The organism is Micromonospora peucetia (assembly GCF_900091625.1).
GTDB lineage: Bacteria > Actinomycetota > Actinomycetes > Mycobacteriales > Micromonosporaceae > Micromonospora > Micromonospora peucetia.
Genome location: NZ_FMIC01000002.1, coordinates 5108331 through 5124941 on the forward strand (window position 1 = coordinate 5108331; position 16611 = coordinate 5124941).

The following is a 16611-nucleotide window of genomic DNA, read 5'->3' on the forward strand; positions in this document are numbered from 1 at the left end:
GCTACCGAGGATGGGCGGGGTCTGCGGTGGCGGCGAGCAGGCGGCTGGCGAAGGTGTGACACGCCTGCGTGAACTCGGGTGGCGCGTTGATCCTGAAGTCCGCGTCCAGGAAGGCGAGGTTGAGCATCAACCACTGCCAGGAGTCGAGCGCGAGGGTGACCCGGGTCCGCTGGTCGCCGAGGGCGTCGATCTCGGCGTCGTGGTACCTGAGGGCGTCGAGCACGCGCGGTGCCGGCGCGTCGACCACGAGGGTGACCCACTGCCTGGTCCTGTGGAGACCGCGACGCAGATACTCCAGCGCCGACTCGGCCGGCAGCGGGCGTGGCGCGTAGTGGACGCCGGTGCGCAGTGGGTCGGCGAGGCGGTCGAGGCGGAACACCCGCCAGTCCGCCCGATCGGTGTCCCACGCCAGGAGGTACCACCGCAGCAGGTGGTGGATCTGCCGGTAGGGCTCGACCCGCCGCCGAGTCCGCTCGCCGTGGGCGTCGGTGTAGGTGAACGTCACGACCTCGTGCCGGGCGACGGCGTCGGCGATGAGGCTGAGTTGTCCGGCGGTCACGGGCGGGGCTTCGTGCGGGCTCGTCTCGAGGCTGGCCCGGATGGCCGCGACCCGGGGCCGCAGCCTGGCGGGGAGGAACTGGTCCAGCTTGCCGTAGGTGCGGGTGGCTGCCTCGTCGATCCCCCCGGACGTAGCGGGTCCGGTGGCGGCGAGGGAGGCCAGCCCGAGCAGGGTGGCGACCGCTTCGTCGTCGTCGAGCACGAGCGGGGGCATGGTCCGACCGGCGGCGAGCCGGTAGTAGCCGCCCGGTCCCGGCTGGGTGTCGACCGGGTATCCGTAGCCGCGGAGCCGATCGACGTCCCGGCGCAGCGTTCGCGGGCTGATCCCGAGCCGCCGGGCCAGTTCGTCGCCGCTGAAGGACCGGCCGGTCTGCAGCGTCGACAGCAGGGAGAGCATCCGTTCGGTCACGTCCGCCATGCGATCATTCTGCCGCGAGATGCGGTCATGATCTGACCGCATCTGGCCATAGCGTCGGGGCATGGAACACCGCAGCATCACCATTCGGGGCGCCCGCACCAACAACCTGGCCGGGCTGGACGTGGACGTCCCGCGCAACCGGCTGGTCGTCTTCGTCGGCGTGTCCGGGTCGGGCAAGTCGTCGCTGGTGTTCGACACGATCGCCGCCGAGGCGGGTCATCAGCTCAACGAGACCTTTCCGCCCTTCGCCCGTAACCGGCTGCCGAAGTGGACCCGCCCCGAGGTCGAGCACATCGGCGGCCTGTCGCCGGTGATCGTGATCGACCAGCGCCGGATCGGCGGCAACGCCCGCTCGACGGTCGGCACCGTCACCGACGCCTGGACCTACCTGCGGCTGCTGTTCTCCCGCCTGAGCACACCGCACGTGGGCGAGTCGAACCGCTTCTCCTTCAACGATCCGGCCGGCATGTGCCCGACCTGCTCCGGGCTCGGTGAGGTGGTGGTCAGCGCGGTCGACCGCTTCCTCGACCTGGACCGGTCCCTGGAGCAGGGGGCGATCCGGCTTCCGGGATTCGGCGACGGCGGCTACTGGTACTCCCAGTACGCCGACATCGGCACCTTCGACCGCGACACCCCGCTGCGGGACTGGAGCCGGCAGGAACGCGAGGCGCTGCTCCATGGCGGCGCGGCGGCGGCGACGCTGGGACACAAACCCCCGAAGGCGTACGAGGGGGTCGTCGAGCGGTTCGAGCGGATCTACCTGCACACCTCCGACAACCTGTCGGAGCGCAAGCAGGAGACCATCCGCCAGTTCACCCGCTCGAACGTCTGCCCCGAGTGCCACGGTGACCGGCTCAACGAGGCCTCGCGGTCGGCCACCGTGCGGGGCCGCACGATCGGCGAGATGTCCCGGATGGAGGTCACCGAGCTGGCCGACCTCGTCGATACCATCACCGCCGCCCACGTCGCGCCCGTCGTCGCGGCGCTGACTGCCCGCCTGGCGGCGATGACCACGATCGGACTTGGCTACCTCGCCCTGTCCCGGGCGACCACCACCCTGTCCGGCGGGGAGTCGCAGCGGATCAAGATGGTCAAGCATCTCGGTTCCAGCCTGATCGAGATGACCTACATCGTCGACGAGCCCACCGTCGGGCTGCACCCGAGCGACGTCGAGTCCGTGACCCGGTTGCTGGAGCAGCTACGCGACCGGGGGAGCAGCATCCTCGTCGTCGAGCACGATCCCGCCGTCATGGCGCACGCCGACCAGATCGTCGAGGTCGGCCCCGGTGCCGGCGCCGACGGGGGCCGACTCGTGTTCCAGGGCACGTTCGCCGAGCTCCGACACGCCGACACTCCCACCGGCCGGGCCCTCTCCCGGTATCGCCCGGTGAAGCGGGATCCGCGCCGGGGGACCGGAAGCCTCACCGTCGCCGACGCCACCCGCAACAATTTGCGGCACGTGTCCGTGGATGTGCCCACCGGGGTGCTGACCGTCCTCACCGGGGTCGCCGGCTCCGGCAAGTCGAGTCTCGCCGCCGAGCTGGTGGCCCGGCACACCGCGAACGTCATCGACCAGAGCCCGGTCAGCACCAACCGGCGCTCCACCCCGATCACGTACACCGGCATCGCGCCCGCGATCCGCAAGCTGTTCGCGACGCGCCACCAGGTGCCGGCCGGCCTGTTCAGCGCCAACTCCGCGGGCGCCTGCCCCGACTGCAACGGGCTCGGTGTCATCTACACCGACCTGGCCTTCATGGATGGGCACGAGGTCGTCTGCGAGACGTGTCAGGGCCGACGCTTCACTCCGGACGTCCTCAGGTACACGGTCAACGGACTGTCGATCGCCGACGTCGACGGCCTCACCGTGGACCAGGCCGTCGACCAGCTGCCTGACCGGCAGATCAACCGTGCGATCGGACACCTTGCCGACGTCGGTCTCGGCTATCTCCGGCTGGGCCAGTCCCTGAGCACGCTCTCCGGCGGGGAGTGCCAGCGGGTCAAGATCGCGAAGGAGCTCCGCGAGACGGACCGGCCCACCACCTACCTGCTCGACGAGCCCACCACCGGCCTGCACCTGAGCGACGTCGACACACTGCTGCGCGTCCTCGACAACCTCGTCGACCGGGGCCACACGGTCGTCGTCATCGAGCACAACCTGGACGTCGTCCGCCGGGCCGACTGGCTCATCGACCTCGGCCCCGGACCCGGTCGGCACGGCGGGACCGTCCTCTACGAAGGGCACGTCGCCGACTACGCAGACCAGGCCACCCCCACGTGCCAGGCGCTCGTGCGGTAGGGAACCACCGGTCAAAGGGGTGACGGCAGGGACCCCCTCGCCCCTGGCGATCCGCCTCGGAAGCGCCGGCGGTTGCGGCCGAATACCGCCAGCAATCGCCCGTCGATCACTGTTGGCTCGACGCATGCCGACTCCGACTCCATCTTCGACCACCATGCCGCATGATGCCCTCAGCAGGTCACCGCTCCTCGGCTGGCTGGCTGTGGTCTCGGTGGCGATGGGCATCTTCGCCATCGTCACCGCCGAGATCCTGCCGATCGGCCTGTTGACCTCGATCGGGTCCACGTTTGGCATCTCCGACGGCACGGCCGGTCTCACGATGACCATGCCGGGTGTGCTGGCGGCCGTGTCGGCACCGGTGGTCACCGTCGCCGTCGGCCGGCTCGACCGGCGGATGCTGCTGTGTGGTCTGATGCTGCTGCTGGCCGTGGCGAACGTGCTCGCCGCCACCGCGACGTCCTACCCCGTCGTGGTGACGTCCCGAGCACTTGTCGGCGTCGTGATCGGTGGCTTCTGGTCGATCGGCGCGGGCCTTGCGGCACGGCTGGTGCGGCCCGAGCGGGTCGGTGTGGCAACCGCGGTGATCTTTTCGGCCGTACCGCTGGGATCGGTCTTCGGTGTTCCGGCCGGGACCTTCATCGCCCAGTTCGGTGGCTGGCGTACCGCATTCGTCATGCTCGGCGCACTCACCGTGATCGTGCTGGTGGCGTTGGTCGCGGTACTGCCGCCGCTGCCCGCTGCCCAACCGGTCCGGCTCGCGGCGTTGGTGGATCTGGTGCGTGGTCGCACCGGCCGCACCGCACTGGTTCTGACGGTGCTCGTCGTGACCGCGCACTTCGGCACCTACACCTACGTGACCCCGTTCCTGCAGCAGGTCACCGGCGTTGGTTCGGTCACCCCGTTCCTGCTGGTCTTCGGCATCGCCGGCGTCGTGGGCAACTTCGTCGCCGGCACGACCGTGCGGCACCGGTTGCGGGTCACCCTGATCGCCAGCGCCGCCGCGCTCGCCTCCGCCACCGTGCTGCTTCTCGTGTTCGGCACGGAACCGAGCGGGGCGACAATGCTGCTCGTCCTGTGGGGCCTGGCCTACGGGGCCGTGCCCGTCTGCTCGCAGTCCTGGTTCACGGCCGCCGCCGCGGGCGTGACGGAGGCCGCGTCCGTGCTGTTCACCTCGTCGTTCCAGGCCACCATCGCGCTCGGCGCGGTGCTCGGCGGCGTCGTGGTCGACGCGTCGTCGCCGTCGATGCTCATGGTCCTCGGCTCGGGCGTCGCTCTGCTCGCCGTGCTCGGCGCGACGAGGTCGATGAGCCCGCAGGAGAGCGTCTCACCGTGAGCGGTTGAGGACGCGCCGCCGCGCGCCCGCCGGCACGCCCCGCCTATGGTCGCCGCTGCGCCCGGTAGGCCGCCGCGAGCAGCTTCGGCGCCCGGTCCAGCCACGCCTCGACGAGCAGCTCGGCCAACTCGTCGGGGTCGATCCGGTCCAGCCGGACCAGGACCATCGGGTAGCCGTCGAAGTGCGGGGTGGTGAAGTAGACGGCGGGGGCGTCGGCCAACAGCGCCTCCTTCGCGCCCAGGTCCGGCACCCGCACGCCGAGGACCGGGCCGTCCGGCGCGGCGTCGCCGAGAGCGTCCAGGTCGGCGCGACGCAGCGGTCGCTCCCAGACGAACGCCCGGTTGCGGACCTTCCACGACGGTGCTCCCTGGTAGGACGGGTGTTCGCCCGTCTCCGGCAGACCCAGCGCGATCCGGCGTACGTCCTCCCAGGTGGCCATGCCCCGGACCCTACGCCCGACCTACGACACGCGGTTTCCGCTCGGCCGGCGCCGGGGCGGGCCGGGGGCGCAGGGCGGGCAGCAACGGCAGCAGGGTGACGACGAGGCAGAATGCCGTCATGGCCAGCAGGGCGGTGCCGAGGCCGAGCGCCGTCACCGACCAGCCGCCCAGCAGCGCGCCCAGCGGCAGGCCCGCGAACGCCAGCGACCCGGCCAGCCCGATCACCCGGGTCTGCAGTTCGGCCGGCACCCGCTCGTAGATCGCGACCCCCAGCAGCGGGTTCACCGCAGCGATGCCGATGCCGGACGCGAACGTCACCGCCAGCACCACCGCCAGTTCCTCGCTCAGCGCCAGGACCAACAGCCGCGGGGCGCCACCGACCGCCGCGCCGACCACGAAGGTGAGGTACCGGGGCAGCCGGGGGCCGAAGGCAGTGAACAGCAGATTGCCCAGCAGCGCGCCGGCCGAGAACGCCCCGAGCAGCAGGCCCAGCCCGGCGGGGCTGCGCAGCACGTCGGCCACCCAGAGCGGGATGTAGACCGCGACGCTCGCGTTGACCGCCATGTTCAGCGCCGAGATCACCAGCAGCATGGTCAGCAGCATCCGGTCGCGGCCCAGGTGACGGAACCCGCCCGCGAGCGCCCGCAGGTATCCCTCCGGCTGTGCCGGCGTGGCCGGGGGTGCCGGCGGGCGGACCAGCAGCCCGACCAGCAGGGCGCAGACGGCGAAGCTGGCGGCGTCGATGAGGAGTGCCTGCGTCACCCCGAACCACCAGATGAGCAGCCCGCCCAGCCCCGCGCCGAGCAGGGTGACCAGTCGGCCCAGCCCGTCGTACACGGAGGTGAGCCGGATCAGCCGCACCCCGGCGGCCTCGGCGGCCGGGCGGAACATCACGTTCTTGACCCGGTCGCCGACGCCCCGCAGCGCGCCGACCACGGCGACCAGGGCGACCAGCGCCGGAAAGCCGAGCCACGGGGTGAGGGCCACCGCCACCATCAGAGCGGCGCTGCCGGCGTCGGCCAGGATCGAGGTGCGGCGCAGCCCGATCCGGTCCGCCCAGGGCGTGCCCAGGGCGCTGGAGAGCAGGTAGGGCAGCGTCTCGGCGGCGGCCACCACGCCCATCTTCGCCGGGCTGCCGGTGGTCTCCAGCACCAGCCAGGGGATGGCCACCACCGAGATCCGGCTGCCCAGGTTGGAGATCAGGTCGGCGGCGACCAGGACGGTCAGTTCCCGCCGGGGAGTCACGCCAGGCTGCCGATCGACGCCTCCGGGTGCTCGACCGCGCTCGGATGGTCCGCGGCATACCGGGCCCGCAGCGCGCGTTTGTCCACCTTGGCGGAGCGGTTGAGCGGCAGCCGGTCGACGAACTCCACCCCGCCCGGCGCCCAGGTGTCGCTCAGCTCGGCGGTCACCAGGTCGATCAGCTCTCCGGCGGTCACCGTCGCGCCGGGCACCGGCACCACGAAGGCGTACGGCAGTTCGCCGGCCGCCTCGTCCGGCACGCCGATCACCGCTGCCGCCCGGACCTGCGGGTGCCCGGCCAGGACGTCCTCGATCGGGCGGGAGTGGATCGGCCAGCTGCGCCGCCGGGTGAGGATCCGGTCCTGCAACCGGTCGACGAGGTAGAGGTAGCCGTCGGCGTCGAGGTGCCCGACGTCGCGGGTCCGGACCCAGCCGTCGACCAGCGTCTCGGCGGTCAGTTCGGGCTGGCCGTGGTAGCCGGCGAAGCGCAGGTCGGTGTGCACCCACACCTCGCCGTTCTCGCCGGGCGGCAGCACCGTGCCGTCCTCGGCGCGGATCTCGATGCGCACGTCGCCGTAGGGTCGGCCGCAGGAGCGTAGCCGCTGCGGGTGCTCCGGGTCGTCGGTCAGCCCCGGCAGGGCGGTGACCACGACCGCCTCGCTGAGGCCGTACACGAGGCGCAGCACCGGGCCGAAGCGGGTGATCGCCTGGCGCAGCCGGGCGGGCGCGACGGGCCCGGCGCCCACGTTGAACATGAACATGGTGGAGAAGTCCGCGCCGTCCAGGGCAGGGTGGTCGAGCAGTTCGTAGAGCATCGGCGGGGTGACGAACGTCGAGTTGATCCGCTCCCGCCCGACGGTGTCGATGAACCGCGCCGGGTCCCAGCCGTCGTGCGGGAACAGCACCCCGCCGGTGAAGAGGTTGAACAGCGTGGTGATCTGACCGCTGGCCAGCCACATCGGCGAGTGCGACAGGTGCCGCAGCGGCGGATGCCCGGCGGCCCGGAAGCCGGCGGCCAGGGCGAGGATCTGCGCGTAGAAGCTCTCCCGGTGGTGCACCAGCTTCGGCGTGCCGGTGGTGCCGCTGGTCTGTAGGAATGACTCCGGCACCGGCACCTCGGCCGGCGGCTCGAACCCGTCGGCGCGGCCGTCCGCCGTGGCACGCTTTGTCTCGGCGACGAGGTCCGCTCCCACACCGCCCGGGCCGAGGCAGAACACGGGCACGCCGGGCAGCCCGGCGGCCAGCTCCGGGCCCAGGCTGGCCGGGTCCCGTGCGTCGTAGACGAACGCGTCGGGGCGGGCCAGCCGGACGAACTCGTCCACCTCCCGGCGCGAGGTGACCGGGGCGATCCACATCGTCCGGCAGCCCAGCAGGTGCAGGGCGAGCTGCACCAGCGGCCCCTCCACCGGGTTGCCGAGCGCGAGCAGCACCGCGTGCCCCGGCCGTACGCCGTGCCCGGACAGGACCGCGGCGAGCCCGCGCACCCGCGCGGCGACGTCGGTGTAGCTGAGCCGGCATCCGCCTTCGACCAGCGCCTCCCGGTCGCCGAAGCCGGCGAACAGCTCCAGCGCGCGGTGCACGTAGCCGGACCGTGGCTCCGGTCGGTCGGTCATCCGACAGCCCTCCATCGGCGCAGAAGTGGCCGTCCGCAGGCAGCCCGGGGGACGGCTCGGCGGGCGGACACCCCGACGACCGCACCGCCGCCGTCTGTGAGCGTAGGCACCACCGACTGTCACCGGACAGAGCCTGAACGGCGCTCGGGCCGGACCGGAGGACATTTGATCACGTCGATCAGGTTGATTGACGGTCGCGAAACGGGACGGCTAGGTTTCTGGACCATCGTCCAGGCGCTGCCGTCAGCGGACGGCCCTGGGCTGCCAACGATGGAGGTTCAATGTCGACCCCGAAGAGATGGCATGTCATCGCATCCGCAGCCACCCTGCTCATCGCCGGCACCCCGGCGATGGTGGCCAGCGCCGGCCCGTCGGACGCCGAGTCGGCCCGCCAGCGCGCGGTCTGGGCGGGCAGTTGGGCCGCCGCGGTCACCAGGGGCAACGCGACCGGCCTGACCAACAACGGCCTCAACAACCAGAGCGTACGGATGGTCGTGCACACCACCGTGGGCGGACCGCAGTTCCGGGTACGCCTGAGCAACTCCTACGGCGAGCAGGCCGTCCGGGTCGGCCGCGCCACCGTCGCGAAGCCGAACACCGCGACCCCCGCCGACCTGTCCGACATCGACGTCTCGACCCTGCGGGAGCTGACCTTCGGCGGCGCCACGTCGGCCACCATGAACCGGGGCGCCGAACTGGTCAGCGACCCCGTCGCGCTGCCCGTCGGCGACCAGCAGGACCTGGTGCTGACGGTGCACTTCCCGACCCCCACCGGGCCGGTGACCTTCCACGGCCAGTCCCGGCAGACCAACTTCATCGGCGCCACCGACCTGACCTCCGCCGCCGGCGGCGCCGGGTTCACGATCCGGCCGGACTGCTGCTGGTTCTTCCTGTCCGGCATCGACGTGCAGCGCCGGCACAGCCCAGGCTCGGTGGTGGTCTTCGGTGACTCCATCGCCGACGGCAACGGCAGCACCGTCAACACCAACCGGCGCTGGCCCGACCTGCTCGCCGACCGGCTCATCGACGCCCGCCCGGACGTACGCACCCCGGGCGTGCTCAACCTCAGTCTCGCCGGCAACCGGCTCAACCACGAGGGCACCGAGCCCGGCGCGGGCGGCTTCCCCGGCTACCACGAGCTGGGCCCCAACGCCCTGGCCCGGCTCGACGAGGACGTCTTCGCGCAGACCGACGCCCGGACCGTGATCACCCACCTCGGCATCAACGACATCTGGATGTCGGGCGACTCCGCCGAGCAGATCATCGCCTCGCTGCGGCAGGTCAACCAGCAGGTGAAGGCGCGCGGGCTGCGCAGCCTGGTGTCGACGCTCGCCCCGTACGAGGGGCACGGCAACCCGGGCGTGTGGACGCCCGAGAAGGAGGCCACCCGCCAGGCGGTGAACGCGTGGCTACGTGGCAGCGACGAGTTCGACGGGCTGCTCGACTTCGACCGGGTGCTGCGCGATCCGGCGCGGCCGAGTCGGCTGCTGCCCGCGTACGACTCGGGGGACCACATCCACCCGAACGACGCGGGTAACCAGGCGCTGGCGAACGCCGTACCGTTGCGACTGCTCGGCCTGTGACACCGGTGCGGGCGGCGGGCGATCCCCGCCGCCCGCGCCTCCTGCGTGGCGTCGACAAGCTGGAGGTCCACACCCGAGGAGGGTCCGCGTGAGCGTTCATCCCCAGGTGGCGGCGTACCGGGCCGCCCGTGAGGCGGCCGGCACCCCGCCGCTGTACACCCAGACCCTGGCCGAGGCCCGCGCCGCCGACCTCGCCGCGATCCGCGCCGGCGGCGGCGCGGTCGAGCCGGTGCACGAGGTACGCGACACGCGCGTGCCCGGCCCGGCGGGCGACCTGCCGGTGCGGATCCACCGGCCGGCGGGGCAGGGACCGCTGCCCACCCTGGTCTACTTCTTCGGCGGTGGCTGGACGCTGGGCAGCATCGACACCGCCGACGGCATCTGCCGGCGGCTGGCCAACGCGGTGCCCTGCCAGGTGGTCACCGTCGGCTACCGGCTGGCCCCGGAGCACCCCTTCCCGGCGGCCGTGCACGACTGCCACGCGGCCACCCGGTGGATCGTCGACAACCCGGAGGAGTTCGGCGTCGACCCGGAGCGGGTGGCTGTCGGCGGGGACAGCGCAGGCGGCAACCTCGCCGCCGCCGTCACCCTGCTGGCCCGGGAGCGCGGCGGGCCCCGGCTCGCCGCCCAACTGCTGGTGTACCCGAACACCGACCAGAGCGCCGAACCCGACGGCGACGGTGCGGACCCGCTGCTGTTCAACCGCCGCTCGGTCGCCTGGTACCGGGGCCACTACCTCGCCGGCCCCGCCGACGCGTGGCACCCGCTGGCGTCGCCGCTGCGCGCCGAGGACCTGACCGGCCTGCCCCCGGCGCTGGTGATCACCGCCGAGCACGACCCGCTGTGCGCCGAGGGGGAGCGGTACGCGCGGCGGCTGCGCGACGCCGGGGTGCCCACCACCCGCACCCGGTACGCCGGCATGATCCACGGCTTCTTCGCCATGCCCGGCGCGTTCGATGACGGCCGCCGTGCCCAGGACCAGGCCGCCGCGTTCCTGCGCGAGCGGTTCGGGGCGACGGCGACCGGAGCTACGGCCACCGGGGCTACTGGCAGCGAGGCGACCGCCACCGGGGCGGCGTCGGTGGGAAGGGAGACTGGTGATGGTTGAGGGCGTGCTGCCGACGTCGGAGCTGCCGGTGGCACAGCCGTCGCCGGCCAGCCTGGCCGACTTCGCCGAGCCGGCCCGGGCGGTACTCCCACCCGACGTGTGGGACTACATCGACGGTGGCAGCGGTGCCGAGACGACGCTCGCCGCCAACCGCCGCGCGCTGGACCGGGTGGCCGTGCTGCCCCGGGTGCTGCGCGGCGTGCCCACCCCCCGCACCGAGGCGCGGCTGCTCGGCACGTCGTACGCCATGCCGGTGGCCGTGGCGCCGATGGCGTACCAGCGGCTGGTGCACCCCGACGGGGAGTTGGCGCTGGCCGCCGCCGCGGGCGCGGCCGGCGTGCCGTACCTGGCCAGCACCCTGAGCAGCGTGCCGATCGAGCAGATCGCCGAGACGGGCGCGACGGTCTGGTTCCAGCTCTACTGGCTGCGCGACCGGGGCCTGGTCGCCGACCTGCTGGACCGGGCGCACGCGGCGGGCTGCACGGCGCTGACGGTCACCGTGGACGTGCCGATCCTCGGCCCCCGGCTGCGCGACGTGCGCAACGCGTTCGCCATCCCGCCGCACGTGGTGGCGGCCAACCTGCCGGCCGGTCGGGACGACCTCGCGCACACCGCCACCCCGGGCGTGTCCGCCATCGCCGCGCACACCGGCGAGGTCTTCGCGCCCGCGCTGACCTGGGCCGACCTGGAGTGGCTGCGTGGCCGTACCGCCCTGCCGCTGGTGGTGAAGGGCGTTCTCGACCCGCGTGACGCGGAGTTGGCGGTGGCCGCCGGCGCGGACGCCGTGGTGGTCTCCAACCACGGTGGCCGGCAACTCGACGGCGCACCGGCCACCGCCACCATGTTGCCGGAGGTGGTGACGGCGGTGGCCGACCGGTGCGAGGTGCTGCTGGACAGCGGCGTGCGCGACGGCGTCGACGTGCTGCGCGCGCTCGCCCTCGGCGCGCGGGGGGTGCTGGTCGGCCGGCCCATGCTGTGGGCGCTCGCCGCCGGCGGCCGGGCCGGCGCGCAGGCGGCGCTGGCGCTGCTGGCCGGCGAGTTCCGCGACGCCCTGGCGCTGGCCGGCTGCGCCGACCCGGAGGCCGCCCGGGAGTTGCGCGTGCTGACGGAGGGCTGAGCGGTGTCCGACCCGGACCCGCGCGTGCTGACGGAGGGCTTTGCGGTGGCCGACCCGGTGGACCTGCGCGTCGCCGACCTGCACCCGGCGGTCGACGACCCGGCGCTGAACTCGATGAACTTCCTCAACGAGGTGGCCCAGCACTACCCCGACGCGGTGTCGCTGGCGGCCGGCCGGCCGTACGAGGAGTTCTTCGACGTCGCGGCGCTGCCCCGGCACCTGGAGACGTTCCGCCGGCACCTGGCCGACGACCTCGGCCAGAGCCCCGCGCAGGTGCACCGGACCCTGTTCCAGTACGGCCGCACCAAGGGCATCGTGCATCATCTCGTCGCCCGCAACCTTGCCGTCGACGAGGGCATCACGGTCGACCCGGAGGCGATCGTGGTGACGGTCGGCTGCCAGGAGGCGATGTTCCTGGTGCTGCGGGCGCTGCGGGCCGACCCGCGCGACCTGTTGCTCGCCGTGGCCCCGACGTACGTCGGGCTGACCGGCGCCGCCCGGCTGCTGGACCTGCCGGTGCGGCCGGTGGCGGGTGGCCCGACCGGGATCGACCTGGCCGACCTGCGCGAGCAGGTGCGTCGGGCCCGGGCGGCAGGGCTGCGTCCACGTGCCTGCTACGTGATGCCGGACTTCGCGAACCCGTCCGGGACCAGCATCGGCCTGGCCGACCGGCAGCGGCTGCTCGACCTGGCCGTTGAGGAGGACCTGCTGCTGCTGGAGGACAACCCGTACGGCCTCTTTCCCGCCGGAGACGCCGGCCGGCCGCCCACGCTCAAGGCGCTGGACACCGCGCGGCGGGTGGTCTACCTGGGCTCGTTCGCCAAGACGGTGCTGCCCGGTGCCCGCGTGGGCTACCTGGTCGCCGACCAGCGGGTCGCCTTGGCGGAAGGTACGGTGGGCCTGCTCGCCGACCAGCTTGCCAAGATCAAGAGCATGGTCACGGTGAACACCTCGGCGATCGCCCAGGCCGTGGTCGGCGGCGCGCTGCTGGAGCACGGGTGCAGCCTCGTGGCGGCCACCGTCCGGGAGCGGGCCGCGTACGGCCGCAACCTGCGCCACCTGGTCGACGGCCTGGCCCGGCGGTTCCCGGCGGACACCTCGCCGGTGCGGTGGAACGTCCCGGCCGGCGGGTTCTTCGTCGTGGTCACCGTGCCGTTCGCCGTCGACGACGCGCTGCTGCACCGCTCCGCCCGCGAGTACGGCCTGCTCTGGACGCCGATGGCGCACTTCTACGACGACGGCGCCCCGGTCGACGCGCTGCGGCTGTCGGTCAGTGCCGTCACCCCGGAACAGATCGACCTCGGGCTGGACCGGCTGGCCGCCCTGGTCGCCGACGAGACGGCCCGACGGGCGGCGACCGCCGACGTGGGATGACACACCGCGTTCACCACACGGCAATGCGCGACTGCCGTGTTCCATCGTCCTCCGTGGACACTCATAATGGACGCCATGGTCGCCTGGGAATACGCGTTGCTGGTCCGCCGCTATCAGGGGCAGGGTCGCAACTTCCATGTCAGCTTCACCTGGTACGGCCCGGACGGGTCGCGCCGGGACATCACCGCGTACGGCGACACGGCGATCGCGCACCTCAACCGGGCCGGCCGGGAGGGCTGGGAACTGGTCTCCGCCGCCGAGGACGTGAACAACGTCCAGGGCAGCACCGAGGTGCACCGCTACCACCTGAAGCGGCCCGTCGCCTGAGACCCCGGCCGGGACGACCCCGCCGGGCGTGACGCCGACGCCCCCGCTCCGGCGGGCGGGGCGGGGGCGTCGGCGGCCGGGGCGGGTCCAGCCCGGCCGGGGGCTTCACGGTGCGTGGGCTCAGCCCAGGTCGATGCCCGGGTAGAGCGGGAAGCCGGTCAGCAGGTCGCTGGCCTGCTTGCCGACCCGGTCCGCGACAGCCGGATCGAGGACGTACTTTGCCTTGGACGGCGTGCCGTCCGGGTTCGCGCCCGGCCTGGTCTGGCTGAGCACGGTGTGGATCAGCTCGGCCGTCTCGTCCATCTGCGCGACGCCCAGCCCCCGGCTGGTCAGCGCCGGGGTGCCGACCCGGATGCCGGAGGTGTACCAGGCGCCGTTCGGGTCCTGCGGAACCGAGTTGCGGTTGGTGACGATGCCCGAGTCGAGCAGTGCCTGCTCGGCCTGCCGGCCGGTCAGCCCGTAGCCGGAGACGTCGATCAGCACCAGGTGGTTGTCGGTGCCGCCGGTGACCAGCTTGCCGCCCCGGCGCAGCAGCCCCTCGGCGAGGGCCTGCGCGTTGTCGACGATCCGCTGGGCGTAGTCGGCGAAGTCGGGGCGCCGGGCCTCGGCGAGGGCGACGGCCTTCGCCGCCATCACGTGCGGCAGCGGGCCGCCGAGCACCATCGGGCAGCCCCGGTCGACCTGGTCGGCCAGCTCGGGCTGGCAGAGCACCATGCCGCCGCGCGGGCCGCGCAGCGACTTGTGCGTGGTGGTGGTGACGATGTGCGCGTGCGGCACCGGGTCGAAGTCGCCGGTGAAGACCCGGCCGGCGACCAGGCCGGCGAAGTGCGCCATGTCGACCATGAAGGTGGCGCCGACGGAGTCGGCGATCTCCCGCATGATCCGGAAGTTGACCTTCCGCGGGTACGCCGAGTAGCCGGCGACCAGGATCAGCGGCTTGAACTCGCGGGCCGCCTCGGCGACCCGGTCGTAGTCGACGAGGCCGGTGACCGGGTCGGTGCCGTAGCTGCGCTGGTCGAACATCTTGCCGGAGATGTTCGGCCGGAACCCGTGGGTGAGGTGGCCGCCCGCGTCCAGCGACATGCCGAGCATCCGCTGGTTGCCCAGCTCCCGCCGCAGGGCGAACCAGTCCGCCTCGGTGAGGTCGTTGACCTGGCGCACCTGGGCCTTCTTCAGCGCGGGCGACTCCACCCGGTCGGCCAGGATCGCCCAGAACGCGACCAGGTTGGCGTCGATGCCGGAGTGCGGCTGCACGTACGCGTGAGCGGCGCCGAACAGCTCCCGGGCGTGCTCTGCGGCGAGCGCCTCGACGGTGTCGACGTTCTGGCAGCCCGCGTAGAAGCGCCGGCCGACGGTGCCCTCGGCGTACTTGTCGCTGAACCAGTTGCCCATGGTGAGCAGGGTGGCGGGGGAGGCGTAGTTCTCGCTGGCGATGAGCTTGAGCGACTCGCGCTGGTCGGCGAGCTCGGCGCCGATGGCGTCGGCCACCCGCGGCTCGACGGCGCGGATCACCTCGAGGGCGCTGCGGAATGCGGTGGATTCGGCGTTCAGCGACGACATGCGACCTCCAGTGACGTGCGGAAGGCCCAGGCGCTCGGCATGCGTCCTCATGACGGGACCGCTTCCCGATGGTTCTCCATCCCTACGCGCCAGTCACGGCCCGTGCCGATCCTACCGGGTCGCCCCCGGCGGTCCCCGGCCACCTCGCCGGGCGGCGGGACCGGTGCGGCCTCGCGGGCCGGCACGCCACTGCCTAGGATCAGCGGCATGGCGGGGGAGCACGGCGAGGGCGGCAGCCTGCTCGCCATCAGTGACCTGCACGTCGGTCACCGCGACAACCGGGAGGTGGTGCAGGGGCTGCGCCCCGGGTCGCCGCAGGACTGGCTGCTGGTCGCCGGGGACGTGGGCGACACCGTGGCCGACGTCGAGTGGACCCTCGGTCTGCTCAGCCGCCGTTTCGCGCGGGTGATCTGGGCGCCGGGCAACCACGAGTTGTGGACCCCGCCGGCAGACCCGGTGAAGCTGCGCGGGGCCGCGCGCTACGCGTATCTGGTCGACGCCTGCCGGCGGCTGGGCGTGCTGACCCCGGAGGACCCGTACCCGGTGTGGCGGGGGGCGGGTGGCCCGGTGCTGGTGGCGCCGCTGTTCCTGCTCTACGACTACAGCTGGCGCCCGGACGGGTTCGACACCCCCGAGGCGGCGCTGGCCGAGGCGTACCGGGTGGGGGTCGTGTGCACCGACGAGTTCCTGCTGCACCCCGACCCGTACCCGAGCCGGTCGGCGTGGTCCGCCGCCCGGGTCGCCGAGACCGCGCGGCGGCTCGCCGAGCGGGAACCGGGAATGCCGACGGTGCTGGTCAACCACTGGCCGCTGCTGCGCGAGCCGACCCGGGTGCTGCACTACCCGATCTTCGCCCAGTGGTGCGGCACCGAGTCCACCGCCGACTGGCACCTGCGCTTCGACGCCGCCGCGGTGGTCTACGGCCACCTGCACATCCCCCGCACCACCTGGCACGACGGGGTGCGGTTCGAGGAGGTCTCGGTGGGCTACCCCCGGGAGTGGCAGCCCCGGGCCAAGCCCCCGGCGCTGCGGCGGATCCTGCCCGCGCCCCGGGCATGACGACGGGCCCCGGCGCACCGGGACCCGTACGTCGCCGTCCGCTCAGGCCGTCACGGCGTCCAGCGACTTCTTGATCGCCTTCGGGTCGGTCGGCTTGCGCGGCGCGTCCGCGCGCAGCGCGATCATCCGCTCGCCGATCTCCTGGAGCTGCTTACGGCCGAGTGCCTCGCGCACCTTGGGAAACCACTCCTGCTCCTCCTCCTCGACGTGGTGCAGGACGTTCTCGATCAGCACCGTGGTCTTGGCGTTGAAGCGCTCGTCGGCAGCCTTCATGGCGAACAGTTCGGCGCAGAGCACGTCGGCGACGTGATGCTCCTCGTACGACTCGAGGATGTCGTCCTCGAGGTCGGGCAGGAGCTTGCGGACCTCGGGGTACATCACCTCGTTCTCCAGGTAGGTGTGCACCGTGAGGGCTTCCAGGATCTCGTCCACCAGCTTCTGCCGGCGGGCCGCCGGACCCTCCTCGGCATCCTGGAACGCCTTGAACAGGCGGCGCATCTCCTTGTGGTCCTCTTTCAACAGGACGATGGCATCGGTGGACACCGTTGACCTCCTCGGCTCGTCTGACGCCTCCTCCCGTACC

General features: G+C 72.8%; 13 protein-coding genes, 1 pseudogene and 1 riboswitch. Of the genes and pseudogenes, 8 read left to right on the forward strand and 6 right to left on the reverse strand.

Translation table 11 applies throughout. The features are described from left to right. Nucleotide 1 precedes the first annotated feature (1 nt). On the reverse strand, nucleotides 2-976 hold the full coding sequence (locus GA0070608_RS23140; protein WP_091630602.1) for a helix-turn-helix transcriptional regulator: 975 nt from the start codon (nucleotides 974-976) through the stop codon (nucleotides 2-4). A gap of 61 nt (nucleotides 977-1037) precedes the next feature. On the opposite strand from GA0070608_RS23140, the gene GA0070608_RS23145 reads away from it, so the two are divergent. After that, nucleotides 1038-3272: an ATP-binding cassette domain-containing protein gene (locus GA0070608_RS23145; protein WP_091630603.1), complete on the forward strand. Its 2235-nt coding sequence runs from the start codon at nucleotides 1038-1040 to the stop codon at nucleotides 3270-3272. Nucleotides 3273-3426: 154 nt separating this feature from the next. Further along, on the forward strand, nucleotides 3427-4605 hold the full coding sequence (locus GA0070608_RS23150; RefSeq protein ID WP_218107568.1) for an MFS transporter: 1179 nt from the start codon (nucleotides 3427-3429) through the stop codon (nucleotides 4603-4605). Nucleotides 4606-4648: 43 nt separating this feature from the next. On the opposite strand, the gene GA0070608_RS23155 is transcribed toward GA0070608_RS23150, so the two are convergent. From GA0070608_RS23155 to GA0070608_RS23165, 3 genes are read right to left on the reverse strand one after another with little or no spacing between them, the layout of a single operon-like run. After that, on the reverse strand, nucleotides 4649-5044 hold the full coding sequence (locus tag GA0070608_RS23155) for an MmcQ/YjbR family DNA-binding protein (protein ID WP_091630605.1): 396 nt from the start codon (nucleotides 5042-5044) through the stop codon (nucleotides 4649-4651). A 10-nt stretch (nucleotides 5045-5054) separates the two neighbouring features. Next, a complete protein-coding gene (locus tag GA0070608_RS23160; RefSeq protein WP_091630606.1) occupies nucleotides 5055-6290 on the reverse strand; it encodes an MFS transporter in 1236 nt (411 codons plus the stop codon). Beyond that, nucleotides 6287-7900 carry a class I adenylate-forming enzyme family protein gene (locus GA0070608_RS23165; RefSeq protein ID WP_091630607.1) on the reverse strand — a complete coding sequence of 538 codons (1614 nt, stop codon included), beginning with the start codon at nucleotides 7898-7900 and terminating at the stop codon, nucleotides 6287-6289. The genes GA0070608_RS23160 and GA0070608_RS23165 overlap by 4 nt, the downstream gene beginning before the upstream one ends. A gap of 308 nt (nucleotides 7901-8208) precedes the next feature. On the opposite strand from GA0070608_RS23165, the gene GA0070608_RS23170 reads away from it, so the two are divergent. From GA0070608_RS23170 to GA0070608_RS23190, 5 genes and pseudogenes are all read left to right on the forward strand, one after another. Then, complete coding sequence (locus GA0070608_RS23170) at nucleotides 8209-9483, forward strand: SGNH/GDSL hydrolase family protein (protein WP_176733995.1); 1275 nt, start codon at nucleotides 8209-8211, stop codon at nucleotides 9481-9483. Between the two features lie 88 nt (nucleotides 9484-9571). Then, nucleotides 9572-10504: pseudogene (locus GA0070608_RS23175) on the forward strand (alpha/beta hydrolase); the annotation flags it as partial. A gap of 79 nt (nucleotides 10505-10583) precedes the next feature. Continuing rightward, nucleotides 10584-11708 carry an alpha-hydroxy acid oxidase gene (locus GA0070608_RS23180; protein WP_091630610.1) on the forward strand — a complete coding sequence of 375 codons (1125 nt, stop codon included), beginning with the start codon at nucleotides 10584-10586 and terminating at the stop codon, nucleotides 11706-11708. A gap of 3 nt (nucleotides 11709-11711) precedes the next feature. Then, a complete protein-coding gene (locus GA0070608_RS23185; protein WP_091630611.1) occupies nucleotides 11712-13082 on the forward strand; it encodes an aminotransferase-like domain-containing protein in 1371 nt (456 codons plus the stop codon). A gap of 66 nt (nucleotides 13083-13148) precedes the next feature. Next, entirely contained in the window at nucleotides 13149-13409 is a 261-nt protein-coding gene (locus GA0070608_RS23190; protein ID WP_091630612.1) for a hypothetical protein, read from the forward strand. A 120-nt stretch (nucleotides 13410-13529) separates the two neighbouring features. Here the strand turns inward: GA0070608_RS23190 and GA0070608_RS23195 are convergent, their stop codons facing one another. Continuing rightward, nucleotides 13530-14969, reverse strand: coding sequence for a glycine hydroxymethyltransferase (locus GA0070608_RS23195; protein ID WP_091630613.1), 1440 nt, complete (start codon nucleotides 14967-14969; stop codon nucleotides 13530-13532). A gap of 17 nt (nucleotides 14970-14986) precedes the next feature. Beyond that, a riboswitch (ZMP/ZTP riboswitch) is annotated at nucleotides 14987-15076 on the reverse strand. A gap of 100 nt (nucleotides 15077-15176) precedes the next feature. On the opposite strand from GA0070608_RS23195, the gene GA0070608_RS23200 reads away from it, so the two are divergent. After that, nucleotides 15177-16028 carry a metallophosphoesterase family protein gene (locus GA0070608_RS23200; protein WP_091630614.1) on the forward strand — a complete coding sequence of 284 codons (852 nt, stop codon included), beginning with the start codon at nucleotides 15177-15179 and terminating at the stop codon, nucleotides 16026-16028. 42 nt (nucleotides 16029-16070) lie between these two features. On the opposite strand, the gene GA0070608_RS23205 is transcribed toward GA0070608_RS23200, so the two are convergent. After that, the gene (locus tag GA0070608_RS23205) at nucleotides 16071-16571 is read right to left on the reverse strand and encodes a hemerythrin domain-containing protein (protein WP_091630615.1); all 501 of its coding nucleotides are present in this window, start codon (nucleotides 16569-16571) and stop codon (nucleotides 16071-16073) included. Nucleotides 16572-16611 lie beyond the last annotated feature (40 nt).